Consider the following 14,779-nt stretch of genomic DNA (forward strand, 5'->3'; position numbering starts at 1 on the left):
TTGATTCCCGGGCAAGCAATCCGAGACAAGGGACAAGAGGGCTGTAACCAGGAAAAAAAGAAAGCCGCCATGCTGCCTGATAGGCAGTTAAGGCGACTTCCTGAATGTTAATAAGTTAGTTCGATTAATTCCGGATGAGATAATCGAATGCGCCCAAGGCCGCATTAGCGCCGGAGCCCATCGAAATAATGATCTGCTTGTAGGGACTGTCGGTACAGTCGCCGGCAGCAAATACTCCAGGAACGTTAGTGGCACCATGGCGATCGACAACGATCTCCCCGAAGCGAGTGCGTTCAACGGTATCTCCCAGCCAATCGGTATTGGGGACAAGGCCAATCTGAACAAATACGCCTTGCAGCTCAATATGCTGTTCAGCTCCCGTATCCCGTTCGATGTAGGTAATGCCGTTTACTTTATCGTCTCCGGTGATTTCCTTGGTTTGAACGTTCTTCAGGACGGTTACGTTAGGCAGGCTGTACAGACGGTCTTGCAGTACGGCATCCGCCTTCAGCTCTGGCATGAACTCAAGAACCGTAACGTGCTTCACAATGCCGGCAAGATCGATAGCGGCCTCAATACCGGAGTTTCCTCCGCCGATGACCGCAACGTGCTTGCCGGTGAACAAAGGACCGTCACAGTGAGGGCAGTAGGCCACGCCTTTGTTCTTGTACTCGGCCTCGCCGGGTACGCCGACATTGCGCCACCGGGCGCCTGTCGAAATGATAACGGTCTTGCTCTTTAAGACAGCGCCGTTTTCAAGTTCAACCTCGATAAAGTCTCTCTTCTGCAAACTCTTGGCACGCTGAGTCTTCATGATGTCAATGTTATACTCTTTCACATGCTCTTCAATCGTTGCCGCGAGCTTGGGACCTTCGGTATATTTAACGCCGATGAAGTTCTCAATGCCTAAAGTATCCAGGACCTGACCGCCGAAGCGTTCAGCTACAATACCGGTACGAATGCCTTTGCGCGCCGCATAGATGGCTGCGCTGGCACCGGCAGGTCCGCCTCCGACCACAAGCACATCGAAGGGAGCTTTATTCTCAAATTCCGATGCGTCCGGAGCGTTCCCCAGCTTGGCGAGAATTTCCTCCAGCGTCATGCGGCCGCTGCTAAAAAATTCTCCATTGAGGAGGACCGTCGGCACGGCCATAATATTTTTGCTTTCTGCCTCTTCCTTGAAGGCCGCTCCATCAATCATGGTATGCGTGATGCCGGGATTGAGGATGCTCATCAAGTTCAATGCCTGTACAACGTCAGGACAGTTTTGGCAAGTCAAGCTGATGTAGGATTCAAAGTGATATTCGCCGGGAATGTTTTTGATTTGATCAATTATGTTTTGATCCACCTTGGGAGCTCTTCCGCTGACCTGCAGCAAAGCTAACACGAGGGAAGTAAACTCATGTCCCAAAGGAATTCCGGCAAACGTCACGCCAGTGTCTTCGCCCACACGATTTACACTAAAACTAGGTGTTCTAGGCAATCGAGCTTTCTCCACCGTAATTTTGGATGACATGCCGGCGATTTCATCGACCAAAGCCAGCATGTCATTGGATACGGCATCGGACTCCGCGCTGACCTTTAGCACTACATCGCCTTCCATAAGTTGAAGATATTGTGCTAATTGTGCTTTTATATCCGCGTCCAGTGCCATAATTTATCGCTCCTTAAATCTTTCCTACGAGATCAAGACTAGGCTTAAGTGTAGCAGATCCTTCCTGCCATTTCGCCGGGCAAACCTCTCCCGGATTGTTGCGGACGTATTGCGCAGCTTTAATCTTGTTGATCAAAGTGCTTGCATCACGGCCGATGCCGCCGGCGTTAATTTCTACCGCTTGAATGACGCCGTCCGGGTCAATGATAAACGTTCCGCGATCAGCAAGTCCATCTTCTTCATTCAGCACTTCGAAGTTGCGGGAAATCGTGTGCGAAGGATCCCCGATCATAACGTAAGTAATTTTTCCGATAGTTTCCGAGCTATCGTGCCATGCCTTATGTGTGAAATGGGTATCCGTCGATACGGAGTACACTTCAACGCCGAGCTGCTTCAGCGTTTCGTATTGATTCTGCAGATCCTCCAGCTCGGTCGGGCAAACGAACGTAAAGTCCGCCGGGTAGAAGCATACGATACTCCACTTGCCTTTGAAGTCGGCGTCTGTAACTTCGATGAACTGACCATTGTGGTATGCTTGAGCTTTAAAAGGTAGTACTTCTTTTCCAATAAGAGACATGATTAATATTTCCTCCTTCAATTGTTTGTAATAATTATAATTTGATATTAATTATCTTCAGTGCATTTGTCAAGTTCGAGCAGAAAATGAAACCAAAAAGGACCCGCTAATCAAGCCTCAAAAAACTGAACAATGAAGAGTGCGCAGCGGTGAAGGGGAAGGAAAAACATTAATGAAGGAACGGAATCCTACTTCCAATTAGACGTGTCTTTCCTTCTTGCAGGGCACCGTCAGAAAATGAAAAATAGACGGATTTTCAAGGTAGTGAATGAAGCATGGGCCGATAGCATATTGTTGGAATATGGGATATTATGGACAAGAGGGATGAATGCGCTTTCTTTAAATAGGAGAGGAGGCTGGATATGATGAAGGTCGGTCTTAGCAGCTATAGTTTATTGAAAGCTTTGAAATCGGGGGAAATGACGATCCTGGATGCCATCCAATGGATCGCCGACAACGGCGGAGAGCATATGGAGATGGTTCCTTACGGATATACCGTCGAGGACAACCATGACTTGGCGGATGCGATTCGCGAGAAGGCGGAAGCGGTCGGCATCGAGCTGTCTAATTACTCCATGCCTGCGAACTTCGTTCAAGAAACGGAGGAAGCCTTCGAGGCAGAGGTGGCCCGCGTCAAGAGACATGTCGATGTCGTGCATCGGATGGGAGTTAAGCATATGCGTCATGATGTAACGGCTTTTACCCTGCCGAAGGAGCAGATGACGATCGCCTGGTTTGAGGAAAGCTTGCCGCTTATGGTGAAAGGCAGCCGGATCATTGCCGATTACGCCGCACAATTCGGGATCACGACTACGATCGAAAACCATGGCTTCTGCGTACAGGCGAGCGACCGGGTTCAACGTGTTCTGCATGCGGTAGACCGTCCGAACTTCAAGACGACGCTGGATGTCGGAAACTTCCTGTGTGTCGACGAAAATCCAATTATCGGAGTGATGAACAATCTGCCCTATGCCTCTCTCATTCACTTCAAGGATTTCTATTTTCGGCCTTTCGATGAGTACCCGGGTGAGGGGGCCTGGTTCCGAACGGCTTACGGCAACTATTTAAGAGGAGCGATCTTGGGACAGGGGGATATGCCGATCCGCAAAATCGTCAAGCTGATCAAGGATTTCGGATACGACGGATATATTACAGTAGAATTTGAAGGCATGGAGGAATGCAAGCTGGCCTCCAAAATATCGATGGACAATTTGCGGCGCTTCTGGGAAGAGGCATAAGGCGTCCTGTCAGAGTAATTCTGAAATCGCTCCATTTGGTGAAAAAGTGGCGACATGCCTAATTCTAGAGCGATTATGCAGGTCTTTCCCCGAAAAAACGGCGACATGCCTAATTCTAGAGCGATTATGCAGGTCTTTTCCAGAAAAAAACGGTGACATGCTTAATTCTAGAGCGACTATGCAGGTCTTTCCCGAAAAAACGGCGACATGCTTAATTCTAGAGCGATTATGCAGGTCTTTTCTCGAAAAAACGGCGACATGCCTAATTCTAGAGCGATTATGCAGGTCTTTTCTCGAAAAAACGGCGACATGCCTAATTCTAGAACCATAATACAGGTCTTTGGAGCGATTTTTGCGAAATCGCTCCATTTTGCCAAAAAGACCTGCACATTTGCGCGTCTTTCGCTCTTTTGTTGTAAAAAGGCGGGATTCTAATGTACTTTCGCTCGTCTTTGGGCATCCTTGTCCGAGGATTCGCATCCAAACGATGCAGAGCAATCAGGCGATCCGCAGATTGGCCCGGGCGGGCGTAAGAATGCCTTTGTATGTCGGCGCCTCCAGATTTGGGACGATCCCTTATTTGCTCCGATTCGCTTTCACGTGCTTCAACTGTGCCACGATAATGACGCTGATGATGACAAGGAGAAACCACGAGCTGATTTTGCCAAAGCCTACGAGCTGCCATGTTTCTTGTTGGTTCGGATATTTCCATGCCCCGAAGTAGGTTGCGATGTTTTCTGCCAGCCAGATGAAAAAGCCGACGAGCAGGAAGGCTGCCGTAAGCGGCATCCGGTAAGTCGTAGTGCGAACGGTGTACCAAATCCATGTTTTCCAAAAAACAACAGGCACGAGCGCCATGAGGAGCCAGCGAAAATCGGGAATGAAATGATGGGTGAAGAAGTTCGCATAAATCGCCGCGCCAAGCACGACGGCAGGCACCATTCCCGGCCAGCCGGACATATCCATCTTGAGCCGCCTCCATACTTGACACATGTAGCTCGCCACACTGGCGTACATAAAACCGCTATATAGCGGAACACCGAGCCATTTCGTATACCCCGGTTCGGGATAGGACCAGGAGCCCATATGAACTTTATACAGCTCCAACATCAGGCCGATGATATGGAATACGCAAATAACCTTGATTTCATCGAGTGTCTCCAAGCGGCTGCGATACATCAAGTATTGTACGATAATCAGCACGAGTAAAATGAGATCATATCTATGGATGAACGGTACATCAATCCATTTGGAGACGGCCAACGTTCCGAAAATCGCCACCGGGAATATGCAGCTCATCGCCTGCTGATAACCGAAATGAAGCAACTGCAGGAAGGACTGGGCATAGGTTCGGCGCTGAGTCTTTGCTCCTGCGCCCTTCGATTGTTCTGTTTGCATTAGCGCCTCCTATGAATTGTTAGATGTCTTCAGGAGCATCCTTGGAATACTCCAGGATATCCCCGGGCTGACAATCCAGCACTTCGCATATTTTTTCTAAAGTGGAAAAGCGAACCGCCTTCGCCTTTCCATTTTTCAGTATGGAAAGGTTTGCCATAGTGATCCCTACCTTTTCTGAAAGCTCGGTGACGCTCATTTTTCTTTTTGCCAGCATGACATCGATATGGATAAGAATGGCCATATGTACACCTCAGACGGTCAAATCGTTTTCCGATTTGATTTCTAATGCATTTGTTAACAGTTCCTGGAGAACGGCTGCGAAGACGGCTACAGCAGAAGTAGCAAAGATAACGATGGCTCCAATGATTGCAATGGAATAATGGAAGGCGATCTGGAATCTAAGGAGCGCAAAACCGACGGCATACAATAGAATTATCGCAACGGCGCAATATTTAATAGATTTCAATGAAGCTATGGCATGTTCAGAGAAAGCATTATTGTTTTCAATGTAATGCAACAGTTTTAAAGCTTGGTACAGTGCAAAATAAAACGGTATGGCCGAAATATACACACCTGCGGGCACAGGATATCTCAAATAGGCATAATCGGGATTCATCTCTGCTGTGCTTCTAGCCAAACCCGGCAACCAAAAAATAAACAGTACAAGAGCAATCATACCAATAACGACAACAGCGATTTTCAGGAAAATGGTTTTTCCTCGTATCATCTCATGGAGCACTTCACCCTCCGTTAATGGCAGTAGAATATCATTTTATTTATCGAATATCAATATATTTTTAGCTATACACGATAAATATTTATTATTTTTCAGGTGATGTCGGCCTGTTGCTAATGGCTGGCGTATCTCTTGAAAAGGGGCGTGCCTTCAATTAAGCATGCTCCTCTTGCCGACCATAAAATTTATTTATACAAGTGAAAGAAATAATCCGTTTTACTTTTTATGGATAAAGTTGTAAGTTGGGTTTGAGGTGATCCGATGTCAAATCAAGTGAACTTTGGCCGAGTGTCTAAAGAGTATTCCAAGTATCGGGATGAGCTGCCGGAGGTCATCTTCGAGCAGTTTAGGCGCAGAAATATCGAATTCTCCGGTAAGGCCGTGGCGGATTTGGGTGCGGGGAGCGGCATTTTCTGCAGGGCATTGGCCCGGCAAGGGGCATCGGTCACAGGGATCGAGCCGGAAATAAGCTTAATTAGTGCGGCGAAAGCCCAGGATGAGGCGGAAGGCCATTCGATCCATTATATTCATTCAGTCGCCGAGAGCATAGACTTGCCCGATCGCAGCCTGGATGCTGTAACGGCTCTTAGGGCCTGGCACTGGTTCGACCGCCGATCGGTTCTAAAGGAAGTGAGGCGGCTGCTCAAAAGGAACGGCCTGTTGATCGTTATCAACTCAGTCTTTGTTCCGCAATTATCGGATGTGGCGCAGCAAACGTTCAGGATTGTCAAACAATTCGGGGTTGAAATTAAGCCGGCCGGAGCTATGGGGGAGGTTAAGGAAAGAAGAAACGGTTTTCCCGTGAACTGGTTCCGGGAATGGGAGGAAAGCGGCCTGAAGCTGATGGCTGAATGGCAGTACGATTACGATCTCAGCTTTATGGTGGAGGAATGGTGCGGCAAGATGAGAACCCTCTCTTGGATGACTAATGTGGAGGATGAGCGAAAGGAGAGGATCATTGCCCGGATCGAAGGGGAATTGTCCCCATTGCCCGAGCCCCTGTCCATCCCGCATCAATATTCTGTCGCGGTTATGATAATGCCTTCTTGACCGACAGATAAAAAAAGCTCCTAACGGAGCCATCTCGAAGATGAATAACCCGGTATTAGAGGAAGCTTTTTATGCCAATAGGAATCTATATTTACATCGTATTAACGCTGTAAAAGATTCCTTATGTGGTAAAAAAAGCTCCTCCAGGGAGCCGCAAAATGCTGTCCCGGGAGGAGTGATGGCCTTTATTTTGTCCCAGATTCGTGCTAAGCACGGGTCTTGGAGCCGAACAGCAGGGCAACGACCAGACCTGCCACCAATGTGATGGCGCTAATTCCCAAAGTCGCCATATCGGAGGTGAAGCCCGGGAAGACGACGACGATAGATCCGAGAATCAGGCCGATTATGACGGCATAAGTCATGTGAGGAAACTCTGACAGCAGATAGCGGATGCCCTTGCTGCTGACGATAAAACCGACAATCACGCCGGATCCGATAATGGCAATGAGCGGCAGATTAAGCTCGGACAGGGCATGAATGGCCGTGGAATAAACTCCGAGAACGAGCAGGATAAAGGAGCCGCTTATCCCCGGAAGCAGCATGGCCATACTGGCAAGCCAGCCGGAGAAGAACAAGCCTGCAACCGTGAGCAGCGTTAAGTTCGTGATCGGCTCTGCGGATTTATCCGTTTGAATGAATGCCATAGAAGCGAGCAGGGCCGCAGCAAGAATGAGAACGATCACGTGCGGCAACTTAAAATGGCGCTTGGCTTCCGATTGCCTGAAGATAAAGGGCAGGACGCCGATGATCAGACCGATAAAAAAGAACTGCGTTGGCTGGTAGTGATGCTCCAGTAAATATTTGATCAGACGGCTGAGAAGCAGGAGGGCCGTTCCCATTCCTGCTGCCAGCGGTATCAGAAACCCGATGTGGCGTTTCCAATCGCGGCTGAAAAATCCGCTGATCGCTTCCAACAGACGGTCATAAATACCAAGCACAACGGCAATGGTACCACCGCTGACTCCCGGGATCAAATCGCTGATGCCCATTAGCAGCCCACGGTAAATGTTCTTCCATTCCATAGTCTCTTTCCTCTCTTTATCCGAATATGAGCCTTGCTTGATTTCTATTTCTTTATAGGGTTGTCCGACTTCGATCCTCAATTACTATACCATAATCTGCTTGGGAAGCGCACCCATCCATTAGTAGCATTCTTAGCTCGCCGTACTATAAAAGGAGGAGTGAAAGTTGATCTATTATCGATACGGGGACCTTGCGGTAAGGGCACTGGAAGAAAGCGACGCCGAGCTTCTGGTGCATTGGCTGAGTGATCCTCGCGTGTTGGAGTTCTATGAAGGGCGGGACAGGCCTTTAACCATGGAAACGGTCAGGGAGCAATTTTACGACCGATCGATAGAGATCGATCCATGTATAGTTCAATATCAAGGCAAGGATATCGGGTATATTCAATTCTACCCGATTGGCGATGAAGAGAAAGAAGAGTACGGCTATAGCGATTTTGCCGAAAACATATACGGGATGGATCAGTTTATCGGCGAGCCGGATTATTGGAACCGCGGAATAGGGACCGAGCTGGTGCGATCGATGGTCGACTATTTGATCCGTGAGAAGCGGGCGGGCAAAATCGTAATGGACCCGCAAACCTGGAATGTCCGGGCCCTTAAAGTGTATGAGAAATGCGGGTTTGTCAAGGTCAAGCTGCTGCCGAAGCACGAATGGCATGAAGGCGAGTACAGAGACTGCTGGCTGATGGAATACCGGAAAAATTAAATAAGGCGGGACGCGCCGGAGAGGCAAAGACAGTAGATCAGAGCTTATTTTGTTCTATTGTCTTTTTTTGTGTCGTGTAACCAAAGAGTTTTCTCATTGACTTTTGCTGAAAAACAGAATACTCTGTAATACAGAGTTAATTCACTCTGTTTTTCAGAGTAAAAAATGAACATGCAAGGAGGGGCATCCGGTGGAAACTGTCATCCGGTTGGATAAGGTGAGCAAACGGTACGGATCTACGTTGGCTGTAGGGGATGTATCGCTGCAGATCGGTAAGGGAGAAATCTTCGGTATCGTAGGTCCTAATGGCGCCGGTAAAACAACTTTGATTGAAATGATGGAAGGACTGCGTTCGGCGGATAGCGGAACGGTGAAGGTGCTGAATAAAGATATCCGAAGCCATTCGCAGCAGATTAAGGAAAGGATCGGTGTGCTGCTCCAATCCACATCCATCCCAGGAAATGCGAGGGTGAAGGAGATTCTGAACGTCTTTTCCTCCTTCTATGATCGCACGGCCGACTTGGAAGGAATCATACGTTTACTCGGGCTGAGGGATAGGTTAAACAGTTACTTCAAATCGCTGTCGGGCGGCTGGAAGCAGCGGGTATCGTTGGCTCTCGCCCTGATTAACGATCCGGATATTGTCTTCCTAGATGAGCCGAGTATGGGCTTGGACCCGGTTGCCCGCAATCAGATGTGGCAGATGATCAAGCAGCTTAGAGAGGAAGGGCGGACCATCGTTGTTACCACTCATTATATGGAAGAAGCAGAGACGCTGTGCGACCGGGTGGCGGTGATGAGCCGCGGCAGCCTGATTGCGCTGGATACGCCGGAGAATCTGATCGCGTTGCTCGGAGAGGGCAAGCGGATCAGCTTCCGAAATCCCGGGCGGACAAGTCAGAAGGCCATGGCGGAGCTGACAAATGTCGTTCATGTCGAATGGGAGTCCGGCATCATCAAGCTCCATTCGACGGACATGGATCTCACCCTCCAGCATTTGTACCGCCGGGCCGATGAAGAGAAGTGGGTGGTCAGAGGACTGAAGCTGGAGGAGATGTCGATGAACGAAGTTTTCAGTGAATTGACGGAAAAGCAGGGGAGGGGAGCGTAATGAACGCCTTTTTGAAATTGACGGCTTTTGATCTGCGGTTATATTTGCGGGACTGGATTACGATCTTTTGGGTGCTGGTTTATCCCGTGCTGATGCTGCTGTTGTTTGGTTCCATGTTCGGGGATTCACCCAGTACGATCTATCCGGGAGGCCGGTATATCGATGATTATGTCCCCGCATTGTGCGCAATGAATGTCATGTCCGTGTCCTTGTTTACTCTTAATATTAACATGATCACCTACCGACAGAACGGTATTTTGAGAAGATTTCGGGTTACTCCGATCCGCAAGTCCGCCGTGCTGGCTTCCCATACGGTGCAAGGGATTTTTCTTATTGTCGCCGGTGCGGTTGAAATCGTCATTCTTGCCAAGCTCATTTGGGATGTCCAGCTTACGGCAGCCTCCCTGGCAGCGGTTATCGGGAGCCTGTTAATGGGAGCCATCGGTTTCTTCAGTCTTGGTTTTGCCCTGTCGGGTCTGGTCAGCACGACCGGTGCGGCAAGCGGGTTGGCGATGATCGTGTTCTTCCCCATGATCTTTCTCTCGGGAATTGCGATGCCGCTCGCCATGCTGCCCGACGTTATGCAGTCCATCAGCCGCTGGATACCGATGACTTATTATGTGGATCTGGTCCGGGGAGCATGGTATGGCCAGCCGTTCACGGAGCTTGGTAAAGAATTGCTGGTGATGGCCGGCTTCACAATTACTTGCTGTATACTTGCATTATTGTTGTTTCGATGGGAAAATCGATAACTAGGAAAGGTAAAATTGCAGGCTTCAGGAGTGGTTATCTTTGAAGGAAAACAAGGAGCAGCATATGCGTAAACCAGCAGAGGGTGGGCGGTACACGGGTGCGGATCAGGCTCTGCAGGATATTGAGTTTATTAAGCAGCTGATTGCCAGAAACCGCAAGAAGCTCGATCATTCTCCGCCCTATCTGTATATTTGGGGAGCCTATATGATGATCGGGTTCGTCGGCATGCATTTCGACCATTCCGTTTGGCCTAACTGGTACTGGTTAAGCGGTGCGATCGTAGGCTCGATACTTTCGGCGGCCGTCGGGATGAGACAATCCCGTTCCTCCAACGAGCAGGAGGGAGGAGCCTATGCCTGGATGTTCTGGCTGCCTTTCGCGGTGATGATGCTGTCAGGGTTCTTTATGCTGGCATCGGGCATAGTAAGGGTCGAATACGCCTCCTTCTTCTGGGTTATTCTGGTAGGGATTTCCTATGTATCCCTAGCCTCGCTGGCCGGGAAAGGACCTGCGGTTGTCGGCTGCTGGTTCATCCTGCTGTCGATCTTGACCTGGCTGTTTTTCAGGGAATATCAATTTATCATTCTGGGATTGCTGGGCGGAGGCAGCAATATTATGGCAGGAATATATCTGCAGTGGCGGAGTAAGCGTCATGGGGGATAATCTGTTCGATGCCATCGACGAGACCATCCATGCCAAGGCCCGGCTTGGAATCATGAGCTTGCTTGCCGTTCACGGGCAATGTGATTTCAAATTTCTGCGGGACGAGCTGCAATTAACCGAAGGCAATCTGGGGAATCATATCCGCGTACTGGAGCAGGCCGGCTACATTGATGTACAGAAAACATTCGTCGGAAGACGGCCCAAGACGATTTGTTCTCCTACCGAGCTCGGGATGAATATGTTCCAGCAGTATATTGAAGGCCTGGAACGGATCATTCGTATGGCACAGCCTCCACATCGGAAGAGCTGACAGGGCTCCTTCCAAGCAGACAGCGTGGATTTGGAGTCTTGTATTCTCTTAAAGCTATGGGGCGCTGCCTTTCCTTACATAAGAAATAGAGAGGTGGATGACATGAGTACTCCCGGTATTCGCAAACAAGAGATTATCGATGCCTTTCACTTTCGCCATGCAACCAAGGTGTTTGACCCTGAGAAGCCTATTTCGGATGAAGATTTTCATTTTATTTTAGAGGCCGGAAGGTTATCCCCCAGCTCTGTCGGCTACGAGCCTTGGAAATTTCTTGTTATCCAGAATCCATCGCTCAGGGAGAAATTAAAGGAATTTTCCTGGGGAGCGCAGACCCAGCTTCCGACGGCCAGCCATTTTGTCGTTATTCTAGCGAGAAAAGACGTCCGGTATGATTCGGAATATGTGATGAGACTTCAGAAGGAAGTAAAGAACTACCCAGATCACCTGATCGAGAAGCTTCTCCCCAGGTATAGAGAGTTTCAGGAATCGGACTGGCACTTGCTTGATAACGAGCGGGCTTTATTCGATTGGTCCTGTAAGCAAACTTATATTGCACTGGGGAATATGATGACTGCTGCCGCTCTGATCGGCATCGATTCCTGTCCGATTGAGGGCTTTGACTACGATCGGGTCCATCAGGTGCTGGAACAGGAGGGCTTGCTGGAAGAAGGACGTCTCGATGTATCCGTCATGGCGGCCTTTGGCTACAGAGCACAAGAGCCGAAGTATCCCAAGAGCAGACAAAAGCTCGAGGATATTGTCCGGTGGGTCGAATAGTCAACATTAAAAGAGGAGCAGGCCGAATCGGCTGCTCCTCTTTTAAATCATCTGGTTTGGATGACGGCTACATGACTTCCTTCAGCTTTTTCACATAGTTGGCACGGATGAACAAGAAATAGAGGATCTGGATGATCGTGAATGAGCCCAGAACGAGTGCCGATTCTTTAACTAGATTGGCATTGAATGTGTTCTGCAATGAATTCAGCGCAACGGCTCCATGAATGAGCGCAACGATGATCGGTACGAAGAACAGCAGCCCGATCTGGGTCGATACGATCTTCGACAGCTCGCCTTCCGTCAGCCCCAGCTTCGTAATAGAGCGGAACTGCGCACGGTCATGGTCCAAATCCGCGTACAGGCGAAAGTACAGGAAGCTGCCCGCGGCGACGAAGAACACAGCTCCGATGAACAATCCGGTCAGCAGAATTTGCCCGAAGCCCTGATTAATATCGTTTAGATCGTAAGCCCTTGAGAAGAAGCTGTAATGCTCGCCGTTGCCTTGCAGCTTCTCATTAAGCTGCTTGGACACATTCAAGGTTTGCCGCCAATCTTCTACATGGAATACGTACGAGGTAGATTCCGTCAGCGATTCGGACAGCGACTGGAAAACGGCGTCAGATACGATGGCCGTTCTGGAGAATTCAACTTGTTGGAGCGCAATCGGTAAGACGGTATTCTCCTTGATATCCAAAGTGCGTCCGTCCTGAAGCGAGATTTGTTTCTCCTGTCCTACAGGTTGCCCTCCGAAGCCCATGTTGTCCGGATAGAACAGGAGAGCTTCACCATCCGTTAACTGTATCTCCTCTTTTGTAATTTTATTGTAGTTTGTTTCTGAAATGATACTGTAGCTTTTCTTCGTTTCCGCATCTTCCAACCGTTTCTTCTGGATGACCAGAGGCTCGTAATTGATCTTGGCCTCCGTCAATTCCTGCTCGATGAGCTTGGAATGTTCGGCCTCCTGTGGATTTCCGGCATACGATTCGTACTTAAACGCCGGGACCGATTCGGTTATCTTGGCAGTAAACATGGATTTCATCCCGACCAAAGTCCCGATGGCGCAGAAAGCGACCGTCGAGATGATAGCGACCAGGAAGAACATGCGGGCATTATCCTTCATCCGGTAGGCCAGATCGGACAAGGTAATCAGATTGGTTTTGCTGCGGTACAGTTTTTGATTTTTCTTCAGCTTATTAATCATATAAACGCTCAACTGGGTGAACAGGAAATAGGTTCCTATACTTACGATAAGAGCAACCGGGAGCAGGGCAATAATCACCATCGCGCCTCTGACCACGAAAGCAATCACGTATCCGGCAAGGATCAAGAAAGCCGCTAACAGGGCGAGGAAAGTGGAGGCCTTCGGCTCCGGCTTCGGTTTGGCAGTGCCTTTCAGCAGGTCAATAAGCGAGCTGCTGCGCAAAATAACGGCGGTGAACAGAGAAATGAATATAAATAACAGAGCAAAGGCTACGAAAGTGAATAAAGCGGCTTTGGTCGGCAAATAGAAAGAGAGAGGCTGCTCCAGTGTAAGGACAGTGCTTCCCATTATTAGCATACCTTTGGACAACAGCAGTCCGATAGCAATGCCGGACACGGTCGAAGCCAGCCCAATGATGACATTTTCGAGAAAAACGAGCCGTCTAAGCTGCAAATCGGACATCCCCTGCATAATGCAGATGCCGAATTCTTTCTTCCGCGATTTCAGGAAAACGCTCATCGAATACAGAATAAAGAAAAATGTAAAAAAGTAAATGATATATTGGGAAACGTCCATACTCGTCTGAGCGCCTTGTCCATAACCACCCTTACCGGAGAAATCCAGCTCCGGATGGAACGCCAGCATCGAGTAGACGAAGAAAATCATGACCGAGAAAGCGCAGCTGAAGAAATACCCGGCATACAGCCGCTTGTTGCGGAATACGTTCTTAAACGCGAACTGCCGAAAATTCATCTTCCGTTCCCCCTATGGTCATCAATACGTTCATGATTTCCTGGAAAAATACTTGCTGCTTGTCCGTCCGGCGCAGCTCGCTGAAAAGCATGCCGTCTTTGATGAAAATAACGCGGTCGCAGTAACTGGCGGCCTGGGAGTCATGGGTGACCATCATCATGGTGGCGCCCTCCTCCTTGTTCAGCTTCTGCAGGATCTCCAGAACGTCGCGGGCCGCTTTCGAATCCAGGTTTCCGGTCGGCTCATCCGCCAGAATCAGCTTGGGAGAGTGAATAATAGCGCGTGCGATCGCTGTTCGTTGGCTTTGGCCGCCGGATATTTCGTAGGTGCGTTTGTTCAAGATATGGGCGATGCCAAGCTTGTCCGCGATCCGATTCACGCGTTCGTCCTGTTCCTTGATGCTGACATTTTCCAGAGTCAGAGGGAAAATAATATTTTCCTTAACCGTCAGCGTCTGCAGCAGATTGAAGTCCTGAAAGACGAAGCCCAGCTCCCGGCGGCGGAATAAGGCCAGCTTGCGCTTGCTTAGTTGATGGGCGTTCTTCCCGGCAATGACGACTTCGCCGGAAGTAGGCTTGTCAATGGTCGACACGACATTGAGCAGTGTTGTTTTGCCGCTGCCGGACGGCCCCATGACGCCGACAAATTCTCCTTGCTGAATCGTTAAATTCAAATTGGACAGTGCTTGGTAAGAGACTTTGCCCTCATAGACCTTGGATACATTTCTAACTTCAAGCATATTCCCACTCCTTCTATCTAAATTCATCTTACCGTCTACTTTACCTCCTCCCGGCAAACGGCACCATTGATCTTCCTTACGGTTATCT

The 14,779-nt window shown here is 49.2% G+C and carries 16 protein-coding genes and 1 pseudogene; 9 read left to right on the top strand and 8 right to left on the bottom strand.

From position 1 onward, the window contains the following. Nucleotides 1-124 precede the first annotated feature (124 nt). Together ahpF and ahpC are read right to left on the bottom strand one after the other, a co-directional pair. Nucleotides 125-1,654, bottom strand: a complete 1,530-nt coding sequence (gene ahpF, locus ACTHRH_RS07885; RefSeq protein WP_144933773.1) for an alkyl hydroperoxide reductase subunit F — start codon at nucleotides 1,652-1,654, stop codon at nucleotides 125-127. Between the two features lie 13 nt (nucleotides 1,655-1,667). Beyond that, entirely contained in the window at nucleotides 1,668-2,231 is a 564-nt protein-coding gene (ahpC, locus tag ACTHRH_RS07890) for an alkyl hydroperoxide reductase subunit C (RefSeq protein WP_144933774.1), read from the bottom strand. A 365-nt stretch (nucleotides 2,232-2,596) separates the two neighbouring features. Between ahpC and ACTHRH_RS07895 the strand changes: the two genes are divergently transcribed. Beyond that, nucleotides 2,597-3,469, top strand: coding sequence for a sugar phosphate isomerase/epimerase family protein (locus tag ACTHRH_RS07895; RefSeq protein WP_379288974.1), 873 nt, complete (start codon nucleotides 2,597-2,599; stop codon nucleotides 3,467-3,469). A gap of 469 nt (nucleotides 3,470-3,938) precedes the next feature. Then, nucleotides 3,939-4,028, top strand: a pseudogene (locus tag ACTHRH_RS07900) (IclR family transcriptional regulator); the annotation flags it as partial. Between the two features lie 17 nt (nucleotides 4,029-4,045). Here the strand turns inward: ACTHRH_RS07900 and ACTHRH_RS07905 are convergent. From ACTHRH_RS07905 to ACTHRH_RS07915, 3 genes are read right to left on the bottom strand one after another with little or no spacing between them, the layout of a single operon-like run. Then, entirely contained in the window at nucleotides 4,046-4,867 is an 822-nt protein-coding gene (locus ACTHRH_RS07905) for a DUF817 domain-containing protein (RefSeq protein ID WP_379288966.1), read from the bottom strand. Between the two features lie 19 nt (nucleotides 4,868-4,886). Next, the gene (locus ACTHRH_RS07910; RefSeq protein WP_144937308.1) at nucleotides 4,887-5,108 is read right to left on the bottom strand and encodes a helix-turn-helix domain-containing protein; all 222 of its coding nucleotides are present in this window, start codon (nucleotides 5,106-5,108) and stop codon (nucleotides 4,887-4,889) included. 9 nt (nucleotides 5,109-5,117) lie between these two features. After that, a complete protein-coding gene (locus tag ACTHRH_RS07915) occupies nucleotides 5,118-5,594 on the bottom strand; it encodes a DUF2975 domain-containing protein (protein WP_440414996.1) in 477 nt (158 codons plus the stop codon). Between the two features lie 270 nt (nucleotides 5,595-5,864). Here ACTHRH_RS07915 and ACTHRH_RS07920 point away from each other — a divergent pair, with 270 nt between their 5' ends. After that, on the top strand, nucleotides 5,865-6,653 hold the full coding sequence (locus ACTHRH_RS07920; RefSeq protein ID WP_440414914.1) for a class I SAM-dependent methyltransferase: 789 nt from the start codon (nucleotides 5,865-5,867) through the stop codon (nucleotides 6,651-6,653). A 206-nt stretch (nucleotides 6,654-6,859) separates the two neighbouring features. Here the strand turns inward: ACTHRH_RS07920 and ACTHRH_RS07925 are convergent, their stop codons facing one another. Continuing rightward, complete coding sequence (locus ACTHRH_RS07925; protein ID WP_440414916.1) at nucleotides 6,860-7,675, bottom strand: DUF368 domain-containing protein; 816 nt, start codon at nucleotides 7,673-7,675, stop codon at nucleotides 6,860-6,862. A 169-nt stretch (nucleotides 7,676-7,844) separates the two neighbouring features. Here ACTHRH_RS07925 and ACTHRH_RS07930 point away from each other — a divergent pair, with 169 nt between their 5' ends. The 6 genes from ACTHRH_RS07930 to ACTHRH_RS07955 all read left to right on the top strand — a co-directional run bounded on the left by ACTHRH_RS07930 (nucleotide 7,845) and on the right by ACTHRH_RS07955 (nucleotide 11,998). Next, nucleotides 7,845-8,384 carry a GNAT family N-acetyltransferase gene (locus tag ACTHRH_RS07930; protein ID WP_440414998.1) on the top strand — a complete coding sequence of 180 codons (540 nt, stop codon included), beginning with the start codon at nucleotides 7,845-7,847 and terminating at the stop codon, nucleotides 8,382-8,384. Nucleotides 8,385-8,574: 190 nt separating this feature from the next. Next, the gene (locus ACTHRH_RS07935) at nucleotides 8,575-9,495 is read left to right on the top strand and encodes an ABC transporter ATP-binding protein (protein ID WP_440414918.1); all 921 of its coding nucleotides are present in this window, start codon (nucleotides 8,575-8,577) and stop codon (nucleotides 9,493-9,495) included. Next, the gene (locus ACTHRH_RS07940) at nucleotides 9,495-10,247 is read left to right on the top strand and encodes an ABC transporter permease (RefSeq protein WP_440414920.1); all 753 of its coding nucleotides are present in this window, start codon (nucleotides 9,495-9,497) and stop codon (nucleotides 10,245-10,247) included. Before ACTHRH_RS07935 ends, ACTHRH_RS07940 begins: the two co-directional genes overlap by 1 nt. A gap of 40 nt (nucleotides 10,248-10,287) precedes the next feature. Then, complete coding sequence (locus ACTHRH_RS07945; protein WP_144937290.1) at nucleotides 10,288-10,911, top strand: hypothetical protein; 624 nt, start codon at nucleotides 10,288-10,290, stop codon at nucleotides 10,909-10,911. Continuing rightward, nucleotides 10,901-11,221, top strand: a complete 321-nt coding sequence (locus ACTHRH_RS07950; protein WP_144937287.1) for a winged helix-turn-helix domain-containing protein — start codon at nucleotides 10,901-10,903, stop codon at nucleotides 11,219-11,221. The genes ACTHRH_RS07945 and ACTHRH_RS07950 overlap by 11 nt, the downstream gene beginning before the upstream one ends. A 102-nt stretch (nucleotides 11,222-11,323) precedes the next feature. Further along, entirely contained in the window at nucleotides 11,324-11,998 is a 675-nt protein-coding gene (locus ACTHRH_RS07955; RefSeq protein ID WP_144937284.1) for an NAD(P)H-dependent oxidoreductase, read from the top strand. A 67-nt stretch (nucleotides 11,999-12,065) separates the two neighbouring features. Here ACTHRH_RS07955 and ACTHRH_RS07960 read toward each other — a convergent pair whose 3' ends face one another. Both ACTHRH_RS07960 and ACTHRH_RS07965 read right to left on the bottom strand, forming a co-directional pair. Then, the gene (locus ACTHRH_RS07960) at nucleotides 12,066-13,952 is read right to left on the bottom strand and encodes an FtsX-like permease family protein (RefSeq protein WP_144937281.1); all 1,887 of its coding nucleotides are present in this window, start codon (nucleotides 13,950-13,952) and stop codon (nucleotides 12,066-12,068) included. Continuing rightward, nucleotides 13,927-14,691, bottom strand: coding sequence for an ABC transporter ATP-binding protein (locus ACTHRH_RS07965; RefSeq protein ID WP_144937278.1), 765 nt, complete (start codon nucleotides 14,689-14,691; stop codon nucleotides 13,927-13,929). Before ACTHRH_RS07965 ends, ACTHRH_RS07960 begins: the two co-directional genes overlap by 26 nt. Nucleotides 14,692-14,779: the final 88 nt, after the last annotated feature.

It is taken from the genome of Paenibacillus sp. SAFN-117 (genome assembly GCF_051966115.1).
In the GTDB taxonomy this organism is placed as follows: Bacteria; Bacillota; Bacilli; order Paenibacillales; family NBRC-103111; genus Paenibacillus_L; species Paenibacillus_L residui.